The organism is Variovorax sp. PAMC26660, assembly GCF_014302995.1.
In the GTDB taxonomy this organism is placed as follows: Bacteria; Pseudomonadota; Gammaproteobacteria; order Burkholderiales; family Burkholderiaceae_C; genus Variovorax.
Genome location: NZ_CP060295.1, coordinates 2,433,391 through 2,448,432, shown reverse-complemented (window position 1 = coordinate 2,448,432; position 15,042 = coordinate 2,433,391). Strand labels below are relative to the sequence as shown.

At 66.0% G+C, this 15,042-nt stretch carries 9 protein-coding genes; 4 read left to right on the top strand and 5 right to left on the bottom strand.

The genetic code is table 11. The features are described 5' to 3' along the window. Window positions 1–20: 20 nt before the first annotated feature. From H7F35_RS11815 to dnaA, 5 genes are all read right to left on the bottom strand, one after another. The gene (locus tag H7F35_RS11815; RefSeq protein WP_187113038.1) at window positions 21–3,299 is read right to left on the bottom strand and encodes an AAA family ATPase; all 3,279 of its coding nucleotides are present in this window, start codon (window positions 3,297–3,299) and stop codon (window positions 21–23) included. Then, complete coding sequence (locus tag H7F35_RS11810) at window positions 3,299–6,502, bottom strand: AAA family ATPase (protein ID WP_187113037.1); 3,204 nt, start codon at window positions 6,500–6,502, stop codon at window positions 3,299–3,301. The genes H7F35_RS11815 and H7F35_RS11810 overlap by 1 nt, the downstream gene beginning before the upstream one ends. Window positions 6,503–6,661: 159 nt before the next feature. Continuing rightward, window positions 6,662–9,283 (bottom strand): DNA topoisomerase (ATP-hydrolyzing) subunit B, encoded by a 2,622-nt coding sequence (gyrB, locus tag H7F35_RS11805; protein WP_187113036.1) that lies wholly within the window; start codon window positions 9,281–9,283, stop codon window positions 6,662–6,664. Window positions 9,284–9,417: 134 nt separating this feature from the next. Next, window positions 9,418–10,524, bottom strand: a complete 1,107-nt coding sequence (dnaN, locus tag H7F35_RS11800; RefSeq protein WP_124459780.1) for a DNA polymerase III subunit beta — start codon at window positions 10,522–10,524, stop codon at window positions 9,418–9,420. 123 nt (window positions 10,525–10,647) lie between these two features. After that, complete coding sequence (gene dnaA / locus H7F35_RS11795) at window positions 10,648–12,027, bottom strand: chromosomal replication initiator protein DnaA (RefSeq protein WP_093242284.1); 1,380 nt, start codon at window positions 12,025–12,027, stop codon at window positions 10,648–10,650. 307 nt (window positions 12,028–12,334) lie between these two features. Between dnaA and rpmH the strand changes: the two genes are divergently transcribed. From rpmH to yidC, 4 genes are all read left to right on the top strand, one after another. After that, window positions 12,335–12,469: a 50S ribosomal protein L34 gene (gene rpmH / locus H7F35_RS11790; RefSeq protein WP_007834827.1), complete on the top strand. Its 135-nt coding sequence runs from the start codon at window positions 12,335–12,337 to the stop codon at window positions 12,467–12,469. Window positions 12,470–12,555: 86 nt separating this feature from the next. Beyond that, window positions 12,556–12,996, top strand: coding sequence for a ribonuclease P protein component (locus H7F35_RS11785; RefSeq protein WP_187114248.1), 441 nt, complete (start codon window positions 12,556–12,558; stop codon window positions 12,994–12,996). Continuing rightward, window positions 12,993–13,280: a membrane protein insertion efficiency factor YidD gene (yidD, locus tag H7F35_RS11780; protein WP_056574909.1), complete on the top strand. Its 288-nt coding sequence runs from the start codon at window positions 12,993–12,995 to the stop codon at window positions 13,278–13,280. The genes H7F35_RS11785 and yidD overlap by 4 nt, the downstream gene beginning before the upstream one ends. Continuing rightward, on the top strand, window positions 13,277–14,974 hold the full coding sequence (yidC, locus tag H7F35_RS11775; RefSeq protein ID WP_187113035.1) for a membrane protein insertase YidC: 1,698 nt from the start codon (window positions 13,277–13,279) through the stop codon (window positions 14,972–14,974). The genes yidD and yidC overlap by 4 nt, the downstream gene beginning before the upstream one ends. Window positions 14,975–15,042 lie beyond the last annotated feature (68 nt).

Below are 15,042 nucleotides of genomic sequence, written 5' to 3'. Positions count from 1 at the left end.
CGGATGCGGGTCTTTTTCTTTCAGTCCTGTGCTGCGGGTGTGCGGGCCGCAGCACGGCCGTCCCACAGCAGCAGGCGCCAGTCTTCTTCGGTGAGCGAGCCGCTGAACTTGCGCACGCGGCCGGAGCGCAGATCGGTCAGGCGCCGATGGTCGCCGGGTCGCGCGGGTTCGAGGCGGATGCGCACGATCTCTGTGGGCAGCGGTGTCGGCGCCGCATCGGGCGCTGCCTGCTCTGCGGACAGCAGCCGCACCGCCAGCGGCAACGGCCGGTCGTCGCCGGCGTACCAGAGATGAATGCCGCATTCCCCGCTGAATGCGTCGCGCAGGCCGATGCCCTCGAAGCAACGCACGCCGGCGCGCGGCGACGGCAGTTCGTGCAGATCGAGCTGCGCGATCAGCGTTGCGTAGTCGGCCCACGCAGTCTCGACTGTGGCCTCGCCGGCGCCGGTCTGCAGCGGCACGATTTCCACCGCCACGCGCTCGATGCCATGCCGGCCGAGGCTGTCGGCGCGGCCCGCTAACTGGTCAATCTCGAGCTGCCAGCGCACGAGTTCGGTGTCCATGCCGCGCACTGGCGACGCGCCCGCAAACAGTTGCTCGAAGAATTCCCGCATGTCCTGCTGCGCTATCAACTCGTCGAGCACCTGCTGGTGGCCCGTCTGGCGCCATTCGCGTGGCCGTGGCGGGCTTTGCCTGACAGTGCGTCCCGGCGCGACACGGTGCTCCGAAAGATCCCAGTTGCGGCGTGCCAGCACCTCGCGCAGCGGGTCCAGCCGCACTTGCAGCGCACGCAACGCCAGCGATTCGGGCTCTGCCGGCGCTGCGTCGAGCTGCGCACGCAGGCGTTCGTGCAGCGCGTCGGCGTTGGTTGCCAGTGCCTGGTAGCCGGCGGCCGAGCCGATGTCTTCCGGCAGCGGGACCGTGCGCCGCGTGGCGTAGTCGAGCACAGTGGCGCGGGTCGTCAGCCCGCCCTCGCCGAAGGCCACGTCCAGCAGCATCGGCTGGCCGCTGTGCGAAGCCGCCAGGCGCTGCGCGATGGGCTGCGTCAATGCACGCTCGATGCCGCGCTTCAGCGCCCGCGCGCCAAGCGCCTCGTCATGCCCGAGCCGCGCCAGATGATCCAGCGCCTGCGCCGAGACGTTCAGGAAGGTCAGCCTGCGCACGAAGCCGTCGCGTGCCAGCACGCGCTCCAGCTGCAGCCGGGCGATGGCGGCGATGTCGTCCGCACCCAGCGGCGTGAAGCCTACGACCTGGTCGATGCGGTTCAGGAATTCGGGCCGGAAGAAGCGCTCGACCGCCTCGCGGTAGGTGTGCGCCACATCGGCTTGTTGCCGCACGAAGCCGGTGTGGCGGCTTGCCGCGCTGGCGCCGAGGTTCGAGGTGAGCACGACCACGCATTGAGAGAAGTCGGTGGTGCGGCCCAGCGCATCGGTCAGCCGGCCCTCGCCGAGCACCTGCAGCAGCAGGTCGTGCACGGACGGATGGGCTTTCTCGATCTCGTCGAGCAACAGCACACAGGCGCGGCGCTGGCGAACGGCGGCGGTGAGCTGGCCGTCGGGACGGTAGGCGTCGCCGATCAGGCGGCCAGTCGCGTCGCCGTCGACGTATTCGTTCATATCGAAGCGCACCAGGCCGCCTTCGTCCTCGAACAGGAAGTCGGCAAGCAGCTTCGCCGCCTCGCTCTTGCCGACGCCGGTCGGTCCGATGAAGAGCAACGAAGACAGGGGCTTGCCAGGCGCCGCGAGGCCGGACTTGATCAGCGCGACGACATCGACCAGTTGCGCGCGCGCCTCGGGCTGGCCGATCAACCGTGCCGCGAAATGCGCCGCGGCTTCCGCCGGTGCCAGGCCGATCTGGCGGGAGAACAGCTTCTCGCGGAAGTGGTACGCCGCGGTGTACGCGGCCAGCACTTCGGCGCGGCCGACCTCTCCGCGCGCGTGGCGCACGGCAAGCCGGTCGAGCACGCGGATCGCGGAGCCCGGCAGCACCTCGTCGGCGGCGAAGCGGCGCTCCATTTTCAGCAGCTCGGCCACCGCGCCGGCAGCGATGCGGCACTCGTGCTGGCGCTCCAGCTCGGCACGGCGCCAGCCGACGATGCGGATGGCCGCCTCGCGCGATGGCGGCTCGACGCGGATCACGCGAAAAAGGTCGGCAAAACGGCGGTCGCGCTGCTGCACTTTCTGCCAGGCCTCGGGCGTGGCCTCGCCAATCATGGTGAAGGCGCGCTTTTCGAGCAGCGGGCGCAGCACATCGGCCAGCGTCAATGTGTTCTGCGAACTCTTGCCGATCGCCAGCAACGCGACGAGGTTGTCGCAGTACAGATGGTCGGGCCTGGCAATGCGGAAATCGTCGCGCAGGCGGAACTGCAGGTGCTGCAGCAGCACGGCCATGCGGCGTTGCCATTGGCCGATCACGCTCATGCCGGAGATCACGCGCATCGGGTCGAGATGCCAGATCTTCTGCAGCTTCGCGCGGTCGCGGCCGGTCTCGGAGGCCATGAATTGCCGCAGCGCGCCGTGCACCAGCGCCGTCTTGCCGGCGCCGCGCGGACCCACGAGCACGATGGCTCCGGCACCGCCGTCGGGCCGGTAGATCGCGCGGCCCAGTTCCTCGATCGCGTCGTCACGCAGGATCGCCTGGGTCAGTTCGTCCGGGTAGAGATCGTTCAGGTCGACGGCGGCGCGCGCCATCTCGGTCGGCCCGTCGCCGATGCCGTCGTCGCGCAACGCGGCGCGCAGGTCGTGCTCGCTCTCGAACGGGAAGCGCCCCTGCGCCAGGTGCATCGAGATTTCGAGCTCGCCGAGTTCGTCATTGGGCGCGGCCAGGTAGCGTTGCGGGTCGAAAGCGTCGCCCCGCTCCTTGCGCTGCTCGCGGAACCAGGCCTGGATGCTGGCCACCAACCGCTCGGTGCGCTGCGCCTTGTCGAGGTGCGATTCGCCGAGGTCGGCCACCGTGCCGTCGAGCTGCGGCAGGCAGGCGTAGCGGCGTCCGCCGACCGTGAAGTGGGCCGCGGCAAACGCGCCCTCGACCCAGCGGCGGCCGCTGTCGAAGCCCAGCGGCACGAGCTCGAAACGCAGTTCGGGTGCGAAGCCGAGCCACAGGCGCTCGTCGAGCGTGGCGCGCGTGCTGCGCGTGCCACGGAAGTGATGCACGACGGCCTGGCGCAGCTTGTTCAGCGCCGCTTCGTAGCGCATGGCCGTCGCATCGATTTCCGGCAAGAACAGGCAGCGCAGCCGGTAGCCCGCTTCCTTTCGATGCGTGACGAAAACCGGAATGCGCAGGCTGCCGCGTCCGCTCATCAGTCGTCCTCCCCGAGCAGCATGCGATCCATCAGCACGTCGAACTGGGCGTCGAGCGCGTGCTTCCACGCGGGCGCATCCGGGAACGGGGCGCGCCAGTCGGTCTGCTGCGCGGCCAGCACGCCTTCCCTGAGAACGCGGTGCACGGGCCGGCCGTCGAAGAAGTGCTGGCGATGCACGTTGTGCGGCGTCTTGAAGCCCGAGAGCGTGCCGCTGCGCACCGAGACCCAGGCGTCGGATTTGTTGCGGTCACCGACCCAGATGCGCCAGACGCCGCTTTCTTGGCGGAAGTAGTCGGACACCGCGGGGCCCTTGAGTTCGATCTCGAAGCCCACGATCAGGCTCTTGCGGCCCGATGCCTGCGGCCAGGGAAATTTCAGGTACGGGCTGGGCTGTGCCTCGTCATCGGTTTTCTCCTCGCGCTTTTCATCGCGCGCCTCGGTGTCGGCGGGCGGCGCGGGCTTGCGGGGCTCGTCGCCGAGCCGGACCACCTGCGAGCGGAATTCGAAACCGGCGAGCGCCGCGAGTTCGCACCACGCGTCATGCAGCGTGGTGGCCAATGCCGGTGCGGCGTAGAGGCCCACGGTGCAGACCCCGCTGTCGGGCCGCACCGCATGGAAGGCCTGCTGCTTGAACGCGGTGAAGCCGGCGCGCCACGCGGCGATGTCGGGCGGCGCATCGGACTCGCCGACCAACGCGAGCAGGGCTTGACCCTCGAGCGACATGATCTCGGCGAACAAGCCCTGCGCCGTCTGCTGCACAGCGCTCAGCGTGCGTGCGCGGCTGGCGGACGGCGTGCCGTCCCAATGTGGCAGGTGCGGTGCGCGGTGGCGCTTTTTTTCGTAGCGGCGCCGTTCGTCGTCGAGGCGGAACACGTGGTTCACCAGGTTCACGAAGAGCGGACCTTCGGTAACGCGCTGCCAATGGCGGCGCGCGTCGGCCAATGCCTCGGCGGTCAGCAGTGGCGCGTTGTCGATCGGGCGCTGCAGCGGGTCGACGCGCACGCCGAGCGGCTGGCCGGCTTCGCCCGTGCCGATCCGCACAGCCAGCGGCGTGACGTAGGCATGCGGCGACAGCGCATGCGCGAGCGGCAGCAGCAGTTGCTGGCGCAGCACGCGCTGCACGTCGCGGGCGCCATAGCGTTCGTCGCCGGGCAGCGCGGCGAGACGGGCGGCGACGCCGTCGTCGAGCGTCATTTCAGCGCTGCGTTCGAGCAGGCCTTCCCGCTTGCGCAGCAGCGTCATCTCGCGGCCGAAGATCGGCGCGCGCTCGGCGGCCGACAACGTGGCGAAGGGCACGATGTGGTCGATGCGATTGAACAGTTCGGGGCGCAAGGCCTGTTGCACCGCCTGCTCGAAGTGAGCGCGCGGATCGCCGCGCACCGCGCCCAGGCCCATCGGCATGCGCTGCATCGCCTCGGCGCCCAGGTTCGACGTCATCACCACAAAGCTGCCGCAGAAGTTGGCGGTGAGGCCGTCGCCGCCGGTCAGGCGGCCTTCTCCGAGCACCTGCAGCAGCAGATCGAAGAAACTGGGGTGGGCCTTTTCGAGTTCGTCGAAGAGCACCACGGAGAACGGCTGGCGCCGCACCGCGCCGATCAACACACCCTCGTCGCCGCCGAGATCGCCGAGCAGGCGCAGCACGGCGGCCGGGTCGGCGTATTCGCTCATGTCGATGCGGATCATGCGGTGCGGGTCGCCGAACATGAACTCGGCCAGTGCCTTGGCCGTCTCCGTCTTGCCCACACCGGTCGGGCCGATCAGCAGCATCGACGCGATCGGCTTGCCGCCGCGCGCAAGCCCGGCCTTGGTGGTGACAAGCAGGTTCGTCACGATGGACAGTGCCTCGGGCTGGCCGAACAGACGACTGCGGAAGAAGCCTTCGACTTCGTCGAGCGAGAGCGGCAGGCGCGCGTCGAGCATGCGCCGCGGCATGCCGGTCTCGGCGCAGAACGCGGCGAGCGCGTCATCGCGCCCGATCACTGCGCCTTGCTGGCCGCGCATGTGCAGGATCAACTCCTCGAAGAAGCGGATGCCCTTGCCCGGGAAGCCCGAGTACGGCGAGAAGCGGCGCTGGAGCGCGATCAGCTCGGACACCGCATCGGGCGAGACCTCGACACGGTGTTCGGCCGCCAGGGCCGCCACCGCGGTGAGCATCGTGCGCTCCTGCTCGGCCTCGGGCAGTTCAGGCAGGCGCACCGTCTGAAACAGCGCCGAGAAGCCGGGGCTGCGCAGGTCGATCTGCGAGAGTTCAGCGGGCGTGGCTTCGGCCAGCAGCATCAACTGGCCGCGTGCCAGCGGCTCGCGCAAGGCATCGCCCAGGCTGATGCTGTTGCCCTGGTACTGGCCGACCTCGAACAGCTCGGCCAGGTGGCCGACGTACAGCACCACCTCGCGCGCGGCCAGTTCACGGCACAGCGTGGTCAGCGCCTGCTGCCAGCTGCCGTCGCGCGTCAGGCCCTGGATGAGCCGTGCCGCGCTGGTTTCCCACGGAGAACCGGCGGCACGGTCGCGGCGCTCGCGTGTGTACTGATGGATCAGCGCCGTCTTGCCGCTGCTTTCCGAGCCGACGATCAACACGCTGCGCGCGAACCGGCCTTCCGCTGCACGCTTCAGCGCTGTCAGCGGCACAGCCAGCCCGACGGCGGTGCGCGAGCCGATGCTCATTTCGTCGGCCACCGTGGGAAGCAGCGGCTTGGCGCGATCGTCCTTCAGCTTGCGCAGGGCTTCGGCGCTGTGGAACACGAGGTCGAGCGGCAATTGCGCCAGCTCGACCTGTTCGAACCATTGGGCGGCCACCTGGCGACGCACGTCGGTCTGCCGGCCGGTGCGGCGGTGTTCGAGCACGATGGCCTCGCTCACGGCTTCGCGCAGGCGCTCCGCCTCGGCGAGCGCGACGATGCCCAGCGCGGGGACGTAGCCGATGCAGGGCGTGTTCGCCGGGCCGCTGGATAGAAACGCGACATGTCGGCAGCGGCGCGGCGGGTGCAGCAGCGGGTCGCTGCCACCCTGCAGGTCGACCTCGAACTCATGCCGCTCGAATGCCGGCGGGTCGCTGATCTGCACGGCCTCGAGATAGCGGCCCTTGTCGATCAGATGCGACTGCACCGCCTGCGTCATGCGCCGCGCCATTGCATGCGCGCTGCTGCCGAGCCACGCCATCTCGGGAAAGGCCAGCGAGGTGACGACGGTCTCGCCGGCCACGGTGGTCAGTTCGAAGAAGGCGAGGCTGGAGGGAATGGGAGGAGTCCTGTGGGCGCGAACGAAATTGGCGGAGATTCTGCCTCAAGGATTTGACACATCCGCCAAGCAAAACGCCCGGCAAAGGCCGGGCGTTCTGGGGTGCTGGGAAGCCTGGACGGCTTACACGTCGATATTCGCCGCCCGCAACGCGTTCTGCTCGATGAATTCCCGACGCGGCTCGACCTCGTCGCCCATCAGCATCGTGAACACGCGGTCCGCTTCGATCGCGTCGTCGACCTGCACGCGCAGCAGGCGGCGCACGGTCGGGTCCATGGTGGTTTCCCACAGCTGCGCGGGATTCATTTCGCCCAGACCCTTGTAGCGCTGGCGCGAGGTGGCACGCTCGGCTTCGCCGATCAGCCACTTCATGGCCTGGCGGAAATCGCCGACCTTTTCTTCCTTGGCGCGCTCGCCCTCGCCGCGTCGGACCAGGGCGCCCTCGTCGCTCAGCAGGCCGCGGAACGTGTTGGCGGCTTCGGCCAGCGCGGCGTAGTCGGCGCCGTGCACGAAGTCCTGCGTGAGCACGCTGCTCTTGATGTTGCCGTGGTGGCGGCGGCTGATGCGCAGCAGCGGCTTGTCGGTGCGGGCATCGAACTCGCTGCTTACTTCGGCCGGGATGCCGGTGGTGTTGAGCTCGCGCAGCTTGACCTGCAGCGCCGCGGCGGAGGCTTCGGCGGCCGGGGTGGTGTCGAGGTCGAGCTTCACGCCGTCGGCAATGGCGCGCAGCGCTTCGGCATCCATGAAGTTGCGCAGGCGCGCGATCACGGCCTCGGCCAGCTGGTGCTTGCGCGCCAGTTCGGCCAGGGTGTCGCCGGCGAGCGTGGTCGACGCGCTGCCGCCGGTCTGGATGCTCGCGTCCTTCAGCGCCACCTTGAGCAGGAAGGCGTTGAGGGCGGTTTCGTCCTTCAGGTATTGCTCTTCCTTGCCGACCTTGACCTTGTACAGCGGCGGCTGCGCAATGTAGATGTGGCCTCGCTCGACCAGCTCGGGCATCTGCCGGTAGAAGAAGGTCAGCAGCAGCGTGCGGATGTGGGCGCCGTCAACGTCGGCGTCGGTCATGATGATGATGCGGTGGTAGCGCAGCTTGGCAACGTTGAAGTCGTCCGCGCCGCTGCCAGCGCTGGTGGCGCCGGCACGGCCGATGCCGGTGCCGAGCGCGGTAATCATCACGAGAATTTCGTTGCTGGTGAGCAGCTTCTCGTAGCGTGCTTTTTCCACGTTCAGGATCTTGCCGCGCAGCGGCAGGATGGCCTGGAACTTCCGGTCGCGGCCCTGCTTGGCGGAGCCGCCGGCGGAGTCGCCCTCCACCAGGTAGACCTCGCACAGCGCGGGGTCCTTTTCCTGGCAGTCGGCCAGCTTGCCGGGCAGGCCCATGCCGTCGAGCACGCCTTTGCGGCGCGTCATTTCGCGGGCCTTGCGGGCTGCTTCGCGGGCGCGGGCGGCCTCGATGATCTTGCCGCAGATGATCTTGGCGTCGTTCGGGCGTTCCTGCAGGTAGTCGCTCAGCAGGCGGCCGACGATGTCTTCCACCGGCGCGCGCACTTCGCTGGACACCAGCTTGTCCTTGGTCTGGCTGGAGAACTTGGGCTCGGGCACTTTCACGCTCAGCACGCAGCACAGGCCTTCGCGCATGTCGTCGCCGGTGACTTCGACCTTCGCCTTTTTCGCGAACTCGTTTTCTTCGATGTACTTGTTGATGACGCGGGTCATCGCGGCGCGCAGGCCCGTGAGGTGGGTGCCGCCGTCACGCTGCGGGATGTTGTTGGTGAAGCAGAGAACCTGCTCGTTGTAGCCGCTGTTCCACTGCATCGCCACTTCGACGCCGATGTGCGTGCCGGGAATGCCGCCGTAGGTGTCGGCGGGCTTTTCGCCCTCTGCATAGAACGAGTTCGGATGCAGGACGGTCTTGCCCTTATTGATGAACTCCACGAAACCGCGCACGCCGCCGGCGCCCGAGAAGTCGTCTTCCTTGCCGCTGCGCTCGTCCTTCAGGCGGATGCGCACGCCGTTGTTCAGGAAGCTCAGCTCGCGCAGGCGCTTGCTCAGGATCTCGTAGTGGAAGTCCGAGTTCTCCTTGAAGATCTCGGTGTCGGGCAGGAAGTGGACTTCGGTGCCGCGCTTGTCGGTCTCGCCGATGATCTTCATCGGTGAGACTTCGACGCCGTTCACCATATCGAGCAAACGGTTCTGCACGAAGCCGCGGCTGAATTCGAGTTCGTGGATCTTGCCTTCGCGGCGCACGACCAGGCGCAGCTTGATGCTCAGCGCGTTCACGCAGGACACGCCCACGCCGTGCAGGCCGCCAGAGACCTTGTAGCTGTTCTGGTTGAACTTGCCGCCGGCGTGCAGTTCGGTGAGCGCGATCTCGGCGGCCGAGCGCTTGGGCTCGTGCTTGTCGTCCATCTTCACGCCGGTCGGGATGCCGCGGCCGTTGTCGGTGACGGAGATCGAGTTGTCGCTGTGGATGGTCACGACGATGTCGTCGCAATGGCCCGCGAGCGCTTCGTCGATGGAGTTGTCGACGACTTCGAAAACCAGGTGATGCAGGCCCGTGCCGTCGGAGGTGTCGCCGATGTACATGCCGGGGCGCTTGCGCACGGCTTCAAGCCCTTCGAGGATCGTGATCGAGCCTTCGCCGTAGCTGGTGTCGGCGGGTATGCCTTCGGGCGGCACGACCTGGACTTCAGGCGTGTAGACCGGCTCGGTGTGCGGCACTTCGGGCTTGTTTTCTTCAGCACTCATTCGGATATTCCTCTATCTCTCACGGCATTCACGTGATTTTTCGGGCTCTCAAAAGCTCAATTCATCGCCTCTTGAAAGCGCAAACCCGCGGAGGGCCGCGGGCTGTGTGCGCAAGGCGCTGTGTGGTCTGTCTGCTAGATACGCATCGGCATGACGACGTACTTGAAAGATGCGTTCTCGGGGATGGTTAACAAGGCCGAACTGTTGGAGTCGGCCAGGTCCAGCTTGACCATGTCCTGGTCCATGTTCGACAGCGCGTCGATCAGGTAGGTGACGTTGAAGCCGATCTCGATGGCGTCGCCGCCGTAGTCGATGTCGAGTTCGTCCTGGGCTTCTTCCTGCTCGGCGTTGTTCGATGCAATGCGCAGCGTGCCCGGCTCGATGTTCAGGCGCACGCCCTTGAACTTCTCGCTGGTCAGGATGGCGGTGCGCTGCAGGCTGGCCAGCAGCGGCGCGCGGCCCAGGGTGACAGTGTTCTTGTGGTTCTTCGGAATCACGCGGTTGTAGTCGGGGAACTTGCCCTCGACCAGCTTGGTGACGAACTCCATGCCGCCGAAGCTGAACTTGGCCTGGTTGTTCGCGAACTGCATCTCGATGGCGCCTTCGGCGTCCGACAGCAGGCGTTGCATTTCCAGCACGGTCTTGCGCGGAAGAATCACTTCTTGCCGCGGCACTTCGACGTCGAGCGTGGCGGAAGAGAAAGCCAGGCGGTGGCCGTCGGTGGCCACCAGACTCAACTGCTTGCCTTCGGCAACGAACAGGATGCCGTTCAGGTAATAGCGGATGTCGTGCACGGCCATTGCGAAGGACACCTGCGAGAGCAGGTCCTTCAGCGTCTTTTGCGGCACGCTGAACACAGGGCCGAAATTGGCGGCTTCCTGCACCAGCGGAAAGTCTTCGGCGGGCAGCGACTGCAGCGTGAAGCGGCTCTTGCCACCTTTGAGCACCAGCTTGCTTGCGCTCGATTCGAGGCTCACGGTCTGGTCGGACGGCATGGTGCGCAGGATGTCGATGAGCTTGCGCGCGCCGATGGTGGTGGTGAAGTTGCCTTCGTCGCCGCCGAGCTCGGCGGTGGTGCGGATCTGGATTTCGAGGTCGCTGGTGGTCAGCTGCAGCTGGCCGCCGGTCTTGCGGATCAGCACGTTCGCCAGGATCGGCAAGGTATGGCGCCGCTCCACGATGCCCGCCACCGACTGCAGCGCGGCGAGGACTTTGTCTTGGGTTGCCTTCAAAACGATCATGTGTGCTTACCTCTTCTCTTATCTCTTTGAATCTGCTTGGTAGTCGTAGATCGGAGCCTCACCCGCCCCGTCGAAGGCGCCATTCTCCGCTGTCCGAAGGGACACTTTGAACGACATCCGGCTTCAGCCCTTGAGCGTCTGTTCGAGCACGTGGAGCTGCTGGTTGAGCTCGGTGAGCTGCTGGCGCTCGCCCGAAATCTTGCGCACCGCGTGCAGCACCGTCGTGTGGTCGCGCCCGCCGAACAGCTCGCCGATTTCCGGCAGGCTTTTCTGCGTGAGTTCCTTGGCCAGGTACATCGCGATCTGCCGTGGCCGCGCAATGCTGGCCGGGCGTTTCTTGCTGTACATGTCGGCGACCTTGATCTTGTAGTAGTCGGCCACCGTCTTCTGGATATTTTCGACCGAGATCTGCCGATTCTGGATCGACAGCAGGTCGCGCAGCGCCTCGCGCGCCAGGGCGATCGAGATCTCCTTCTGGTTGAAACGCGAGTAAGCCAGGATCTTGCGCAGCGCGCCTTCGAGTTCGCGCACGTTGGAGCGCACGTTCTTGGCGACGAAAAAGGCCACTTCTTCCGGCATTTCGGCCGATTCGGCGCGTGCCTTGTTGATCAGGATGGCCACGCGCATTTCGAGTTCGGGCGGCTCGATGGCGACCGTGAGGCCCGAATCGAAGCGCGACACCAGGCGCTCGTGGATGTCGGCCAGCCCCTTCGGATACGTGTCGCTGGTCATCACGATGTGGGATTTCTTGGCGAGCAAGGCCTCGAACGCATTGAAGAACTCTTCCTGCGTCCGGTCCTTGTTGGCGAAGAACTGCACATCGTCGATCAGCAACAGATCGAGCGAGTGGTAGCGCTCTTTGAACTCATCGAAAGTCTTGCGCTGATAGGCTTTGACCACATCCGAAACGAATTGCTCGGCGTGGATGTAGAGAACTTTGGAATCCGGCTTGTCGGCCAGCAGCCGGTTACCCACAGCGTGCATCAAGTGGGTCTTGCCCAGGCCGACGCCGCCGTAGATGAAAAGCGGGTTGTAAAGATGGCCGGGCATGCCCGCCACGTGCATCGCCGCGGCGCGCGCCATGCGGTTGGCCGTGCCCTCGACGAGGGTGTCGAAAGTGAGGCCGGAATTGAGGCGGTTCTTGAAGCCGGCGGCCGCCGGTTCTTCGCCCGGGCCGGCCACGTCGCGCGGCACGTCCGTTTCGGTCATGACTGCCACAGGCGCAGAACGCACGGGGGCTTCGCGAGGAGCAAGCGCTAACTCGACAGCCACTGGCTGGCCGTACATCTTCTCGGCCATTGCGGCGATCTTGCCGGCGTACTGGGCCCGGATCCAGTCGAGTTTGAAGCGGTTGGCAACGAACACCGTCATGCGCGAAAGGTCGTCGGCGACCTGCGCTGTCAGGGGCTTGATCCAGGTGTTGAACTGTTGCTCGGACAGCTCCTGCGCGAGCTGGTCGACGCAGGCCTGCCAGAGGCTCTCACCGATGCCGTCAGTCGACATGGGCGCTTGAAAAAGTGAGGAAACCTTCGGGCATTTCTTGGTATAGGTATTGTGGATATTCTCTGCTGGAAGGCGCCCGGCATTCTAACTTGTCAAAACCTTATCCACACGCTGCCGAGGACGGTGAAAGGCCCGCAAATCCAGTCGAAGATTGTTCCCGGCGCCAATGTTTGCGATAATTGCGGGTTTCCCTGAAAACCTATTGCGTCTTTCGGGGGCCATCCCAAACACGCTCCCCCGGCGCCCCGCAGGTTCTTCATGCTTTACATGCGAAGGATCAGCGTGAACAGGGAACTAGGAAATCACCATGAAACGCACCTATCAAGCATCCAAAGTCCGCCGCGCCCGTACCCACGGCTTCCTGGTCCGCATGAAGACCCGTGGCGGCCGTGCCGTCATCAACGCACGCCGCGCCAAGGGCCGCAAGCGCCTGGCTGTCTGACGGCAGCCCACCTGCCGTTGCCAGCAGCCGACACGCCAGCGCAGGCTCCCGCAGCCATCGCGTCTGACGTGCCCGGCCCGGCTTCCATGCAGCGGCTCAAGACCCGCGCGCAATTCCAGGCCGTCCTCGCAGGTGCCACCGTGGCGCGCACTGCTCATTTCGCATTGCACCGTTGTGCGCTCGATCTCGCATCGAGCGCACAACCGTTGTTCGCGTCCGACGATGTCTGGCTGGGTGCCATGGTGCCCAAGCGCTGGGCGCGTCGCGCGGTCACGCGCAACGCCATCAAGCGCCAGATCTATACCGTGAGCGCCGCACCCGACGTCGGCCTGCCTCGTGCTGCGCACGTGGTGCGGCTGCGCGCGGGTTTCGATCGCAAGGAATTCGTGAGCGCCTCTTCGGACAAGCTCAAGGCAGCCGTGCGCGCTGAACTGCAGCAACTGCTGGCGCGTGCCGCGCGCCCGCCGGCGCCGCCGCGCGAGCGTTCCGAACGTTCTTCTTCCGCGCCTTCTTCCGGATCACCATGAAACGCCTGCTGATCGGCCTCGTGAAGGGCTATCGCCTGCTGCTGAGCCCCTGGCTCGGTCAGTCGTGCCGTTTCACGCCGACCTGCTCCGTGTATTCGATCGAAGCGCTCGAGGTGCATGGCGCACTCAAGGGCAGCTACCTCACCCTGCACCGCATCGCGCGCTGCCAGCCCTGGTGCCAGGGCGGCCACGATCCGGTTCCACCGAAATCACAGCGTCGCACTGACAAGTCAGGATCGCTGTTTTCGTCTCTTCTCTCCTCCGACAAGAAGTCTTCGTCATGAACGATATCCGCCGCACGATCCTGTGGGTGATTTTTGGGTTCTCGCTGGTGCTGCTGTGGGACCAATGGCAGGTCTTCAACGGCAACAAGCCGACCTTCCTGCCGTCGAGCAAACCCGCCGTGGTGGCCCCGGCCCCGGGCGGCACGCCCGCTGCCAACAATGGCGTGCCCACGGCTGCCAGCGCCACCGGCGGCAACGCCGGCGCCGTGCCCACGCAAGCCGCGGCGGCCGTGCCCCGTGAGCAGGTCAACGTCACCACCGACCTGTTCAAGGCCACGATCGACAGCGAAGGCGCCACGGTCAACCACCTCGAGCTGCTGAAGTACGACGAAGCCGACCGCACCAAGCGCGTCGTGCTGTTCGAGAACGGCTCCCCGGCCACGCGCTATGTGGCGCAGACCGGCCTGCTGAACACGGTCGACACCGGCGACCGCTTCCCCAACCACCTGACGCCGATGACGCCGAAGGCAGGTCCGCGCGAAATGGCCGACGGCCAGAACACGCTGGAAGTGAGCTTCGAGAGCGAGCCCGTCGGCGGCCTGAAGTACATCAAGACCTACGTGTTCCACCGCGGCGACTACGCCATCGGCGTGCGCCACGAAGTCGTCAATGTGAGCGACCAGCCCCGTGAAGCCCAGCTGTACATGCAGCTGCTGCGCCACGGCACGGTGGCCGCCGGCACGATGTTCGGCACCAACACCTTCACCGGTCCGGCCGCGTACACCAACGAGAAAAAGTTCCACAAGCTGGACTTCAAGGACATCGCCAAGGGCAAGATCGAACCGCCGCCGCCGGCCAACGACGGCTGGATCGCGATGGTTCAGCACTACTTCGTGTCGGCCTGGCTGCTCAAGGGCGACCCGGCCAGCGAACAGCTGCGTCGCGAATTCCGCGTGAAGGACCTGGGCGACAACCTCTTCACCGTGGCCATGGTGGCCACGCTGCCGAAGATCGCCCCGGGCGCCACGCAGGTCGTGAACAGCACGCTGTTCGCAGGCCCTGAAGAAGAAAAGAAGCTCGAACTCATTGCGCCGGGCCTGGACCTGGTGAAGGACTACGGCATCTTCGCGATCATCTCCAAGCCGCTGTACTGGCTGCTGAACCAGCTGCACGGCATCCTGGGCAACTGGGGCTGGTCGATCGTGGCGCTGGTGGTGCTGCTGAAGGCGGCCTTCTACTGGCTCAACGCCAAGGCCTACGCCAGCATGGCCAAGATGAAGGCCATCAACCCCAAGATCATGGAAATGCGCGAGCGGCTGAAGGACAAGCCGCAAGAAATGCAGCAAGAGATGATGCGGATCTACAAGACCGAGAAGGTCAATCCGATGGGCGGCTGCTTCCCCATCGTGATCCAGATTCCGGTGTTCATCGCGCTCTACTGGGTGCTGCTGTCGTCGGTCGAAATGCGCCATGCGCCATGGATTCTCTGGATCACCGACCTGTCGGCGCCGGACCCCTGGTACATCCTGCCGGTCGTGATGACGGCCACTTCGCTGTTCCAGACCTGGCTCAACCCGACGCCACCCGATCCGATGCAGGCCAAGCTGATGTGGATCATGCCGCTCGCGTTCAGCGTGATGTTCATCTTCTTCCCGGCCGGCCTGGTGCTGTACTGGATCACGAACAACACGTTGTCGATCGCGCAGCAGTGGTTCATCAACAAGCGGCTGGGCGTGCTGGGTACCAAGAAGTAGCCGCACATCAATCACCCCAGCCATCCGACAAAGGGCCGCGTAAGCGGCCCTTTTTGCTGAAAGAATCC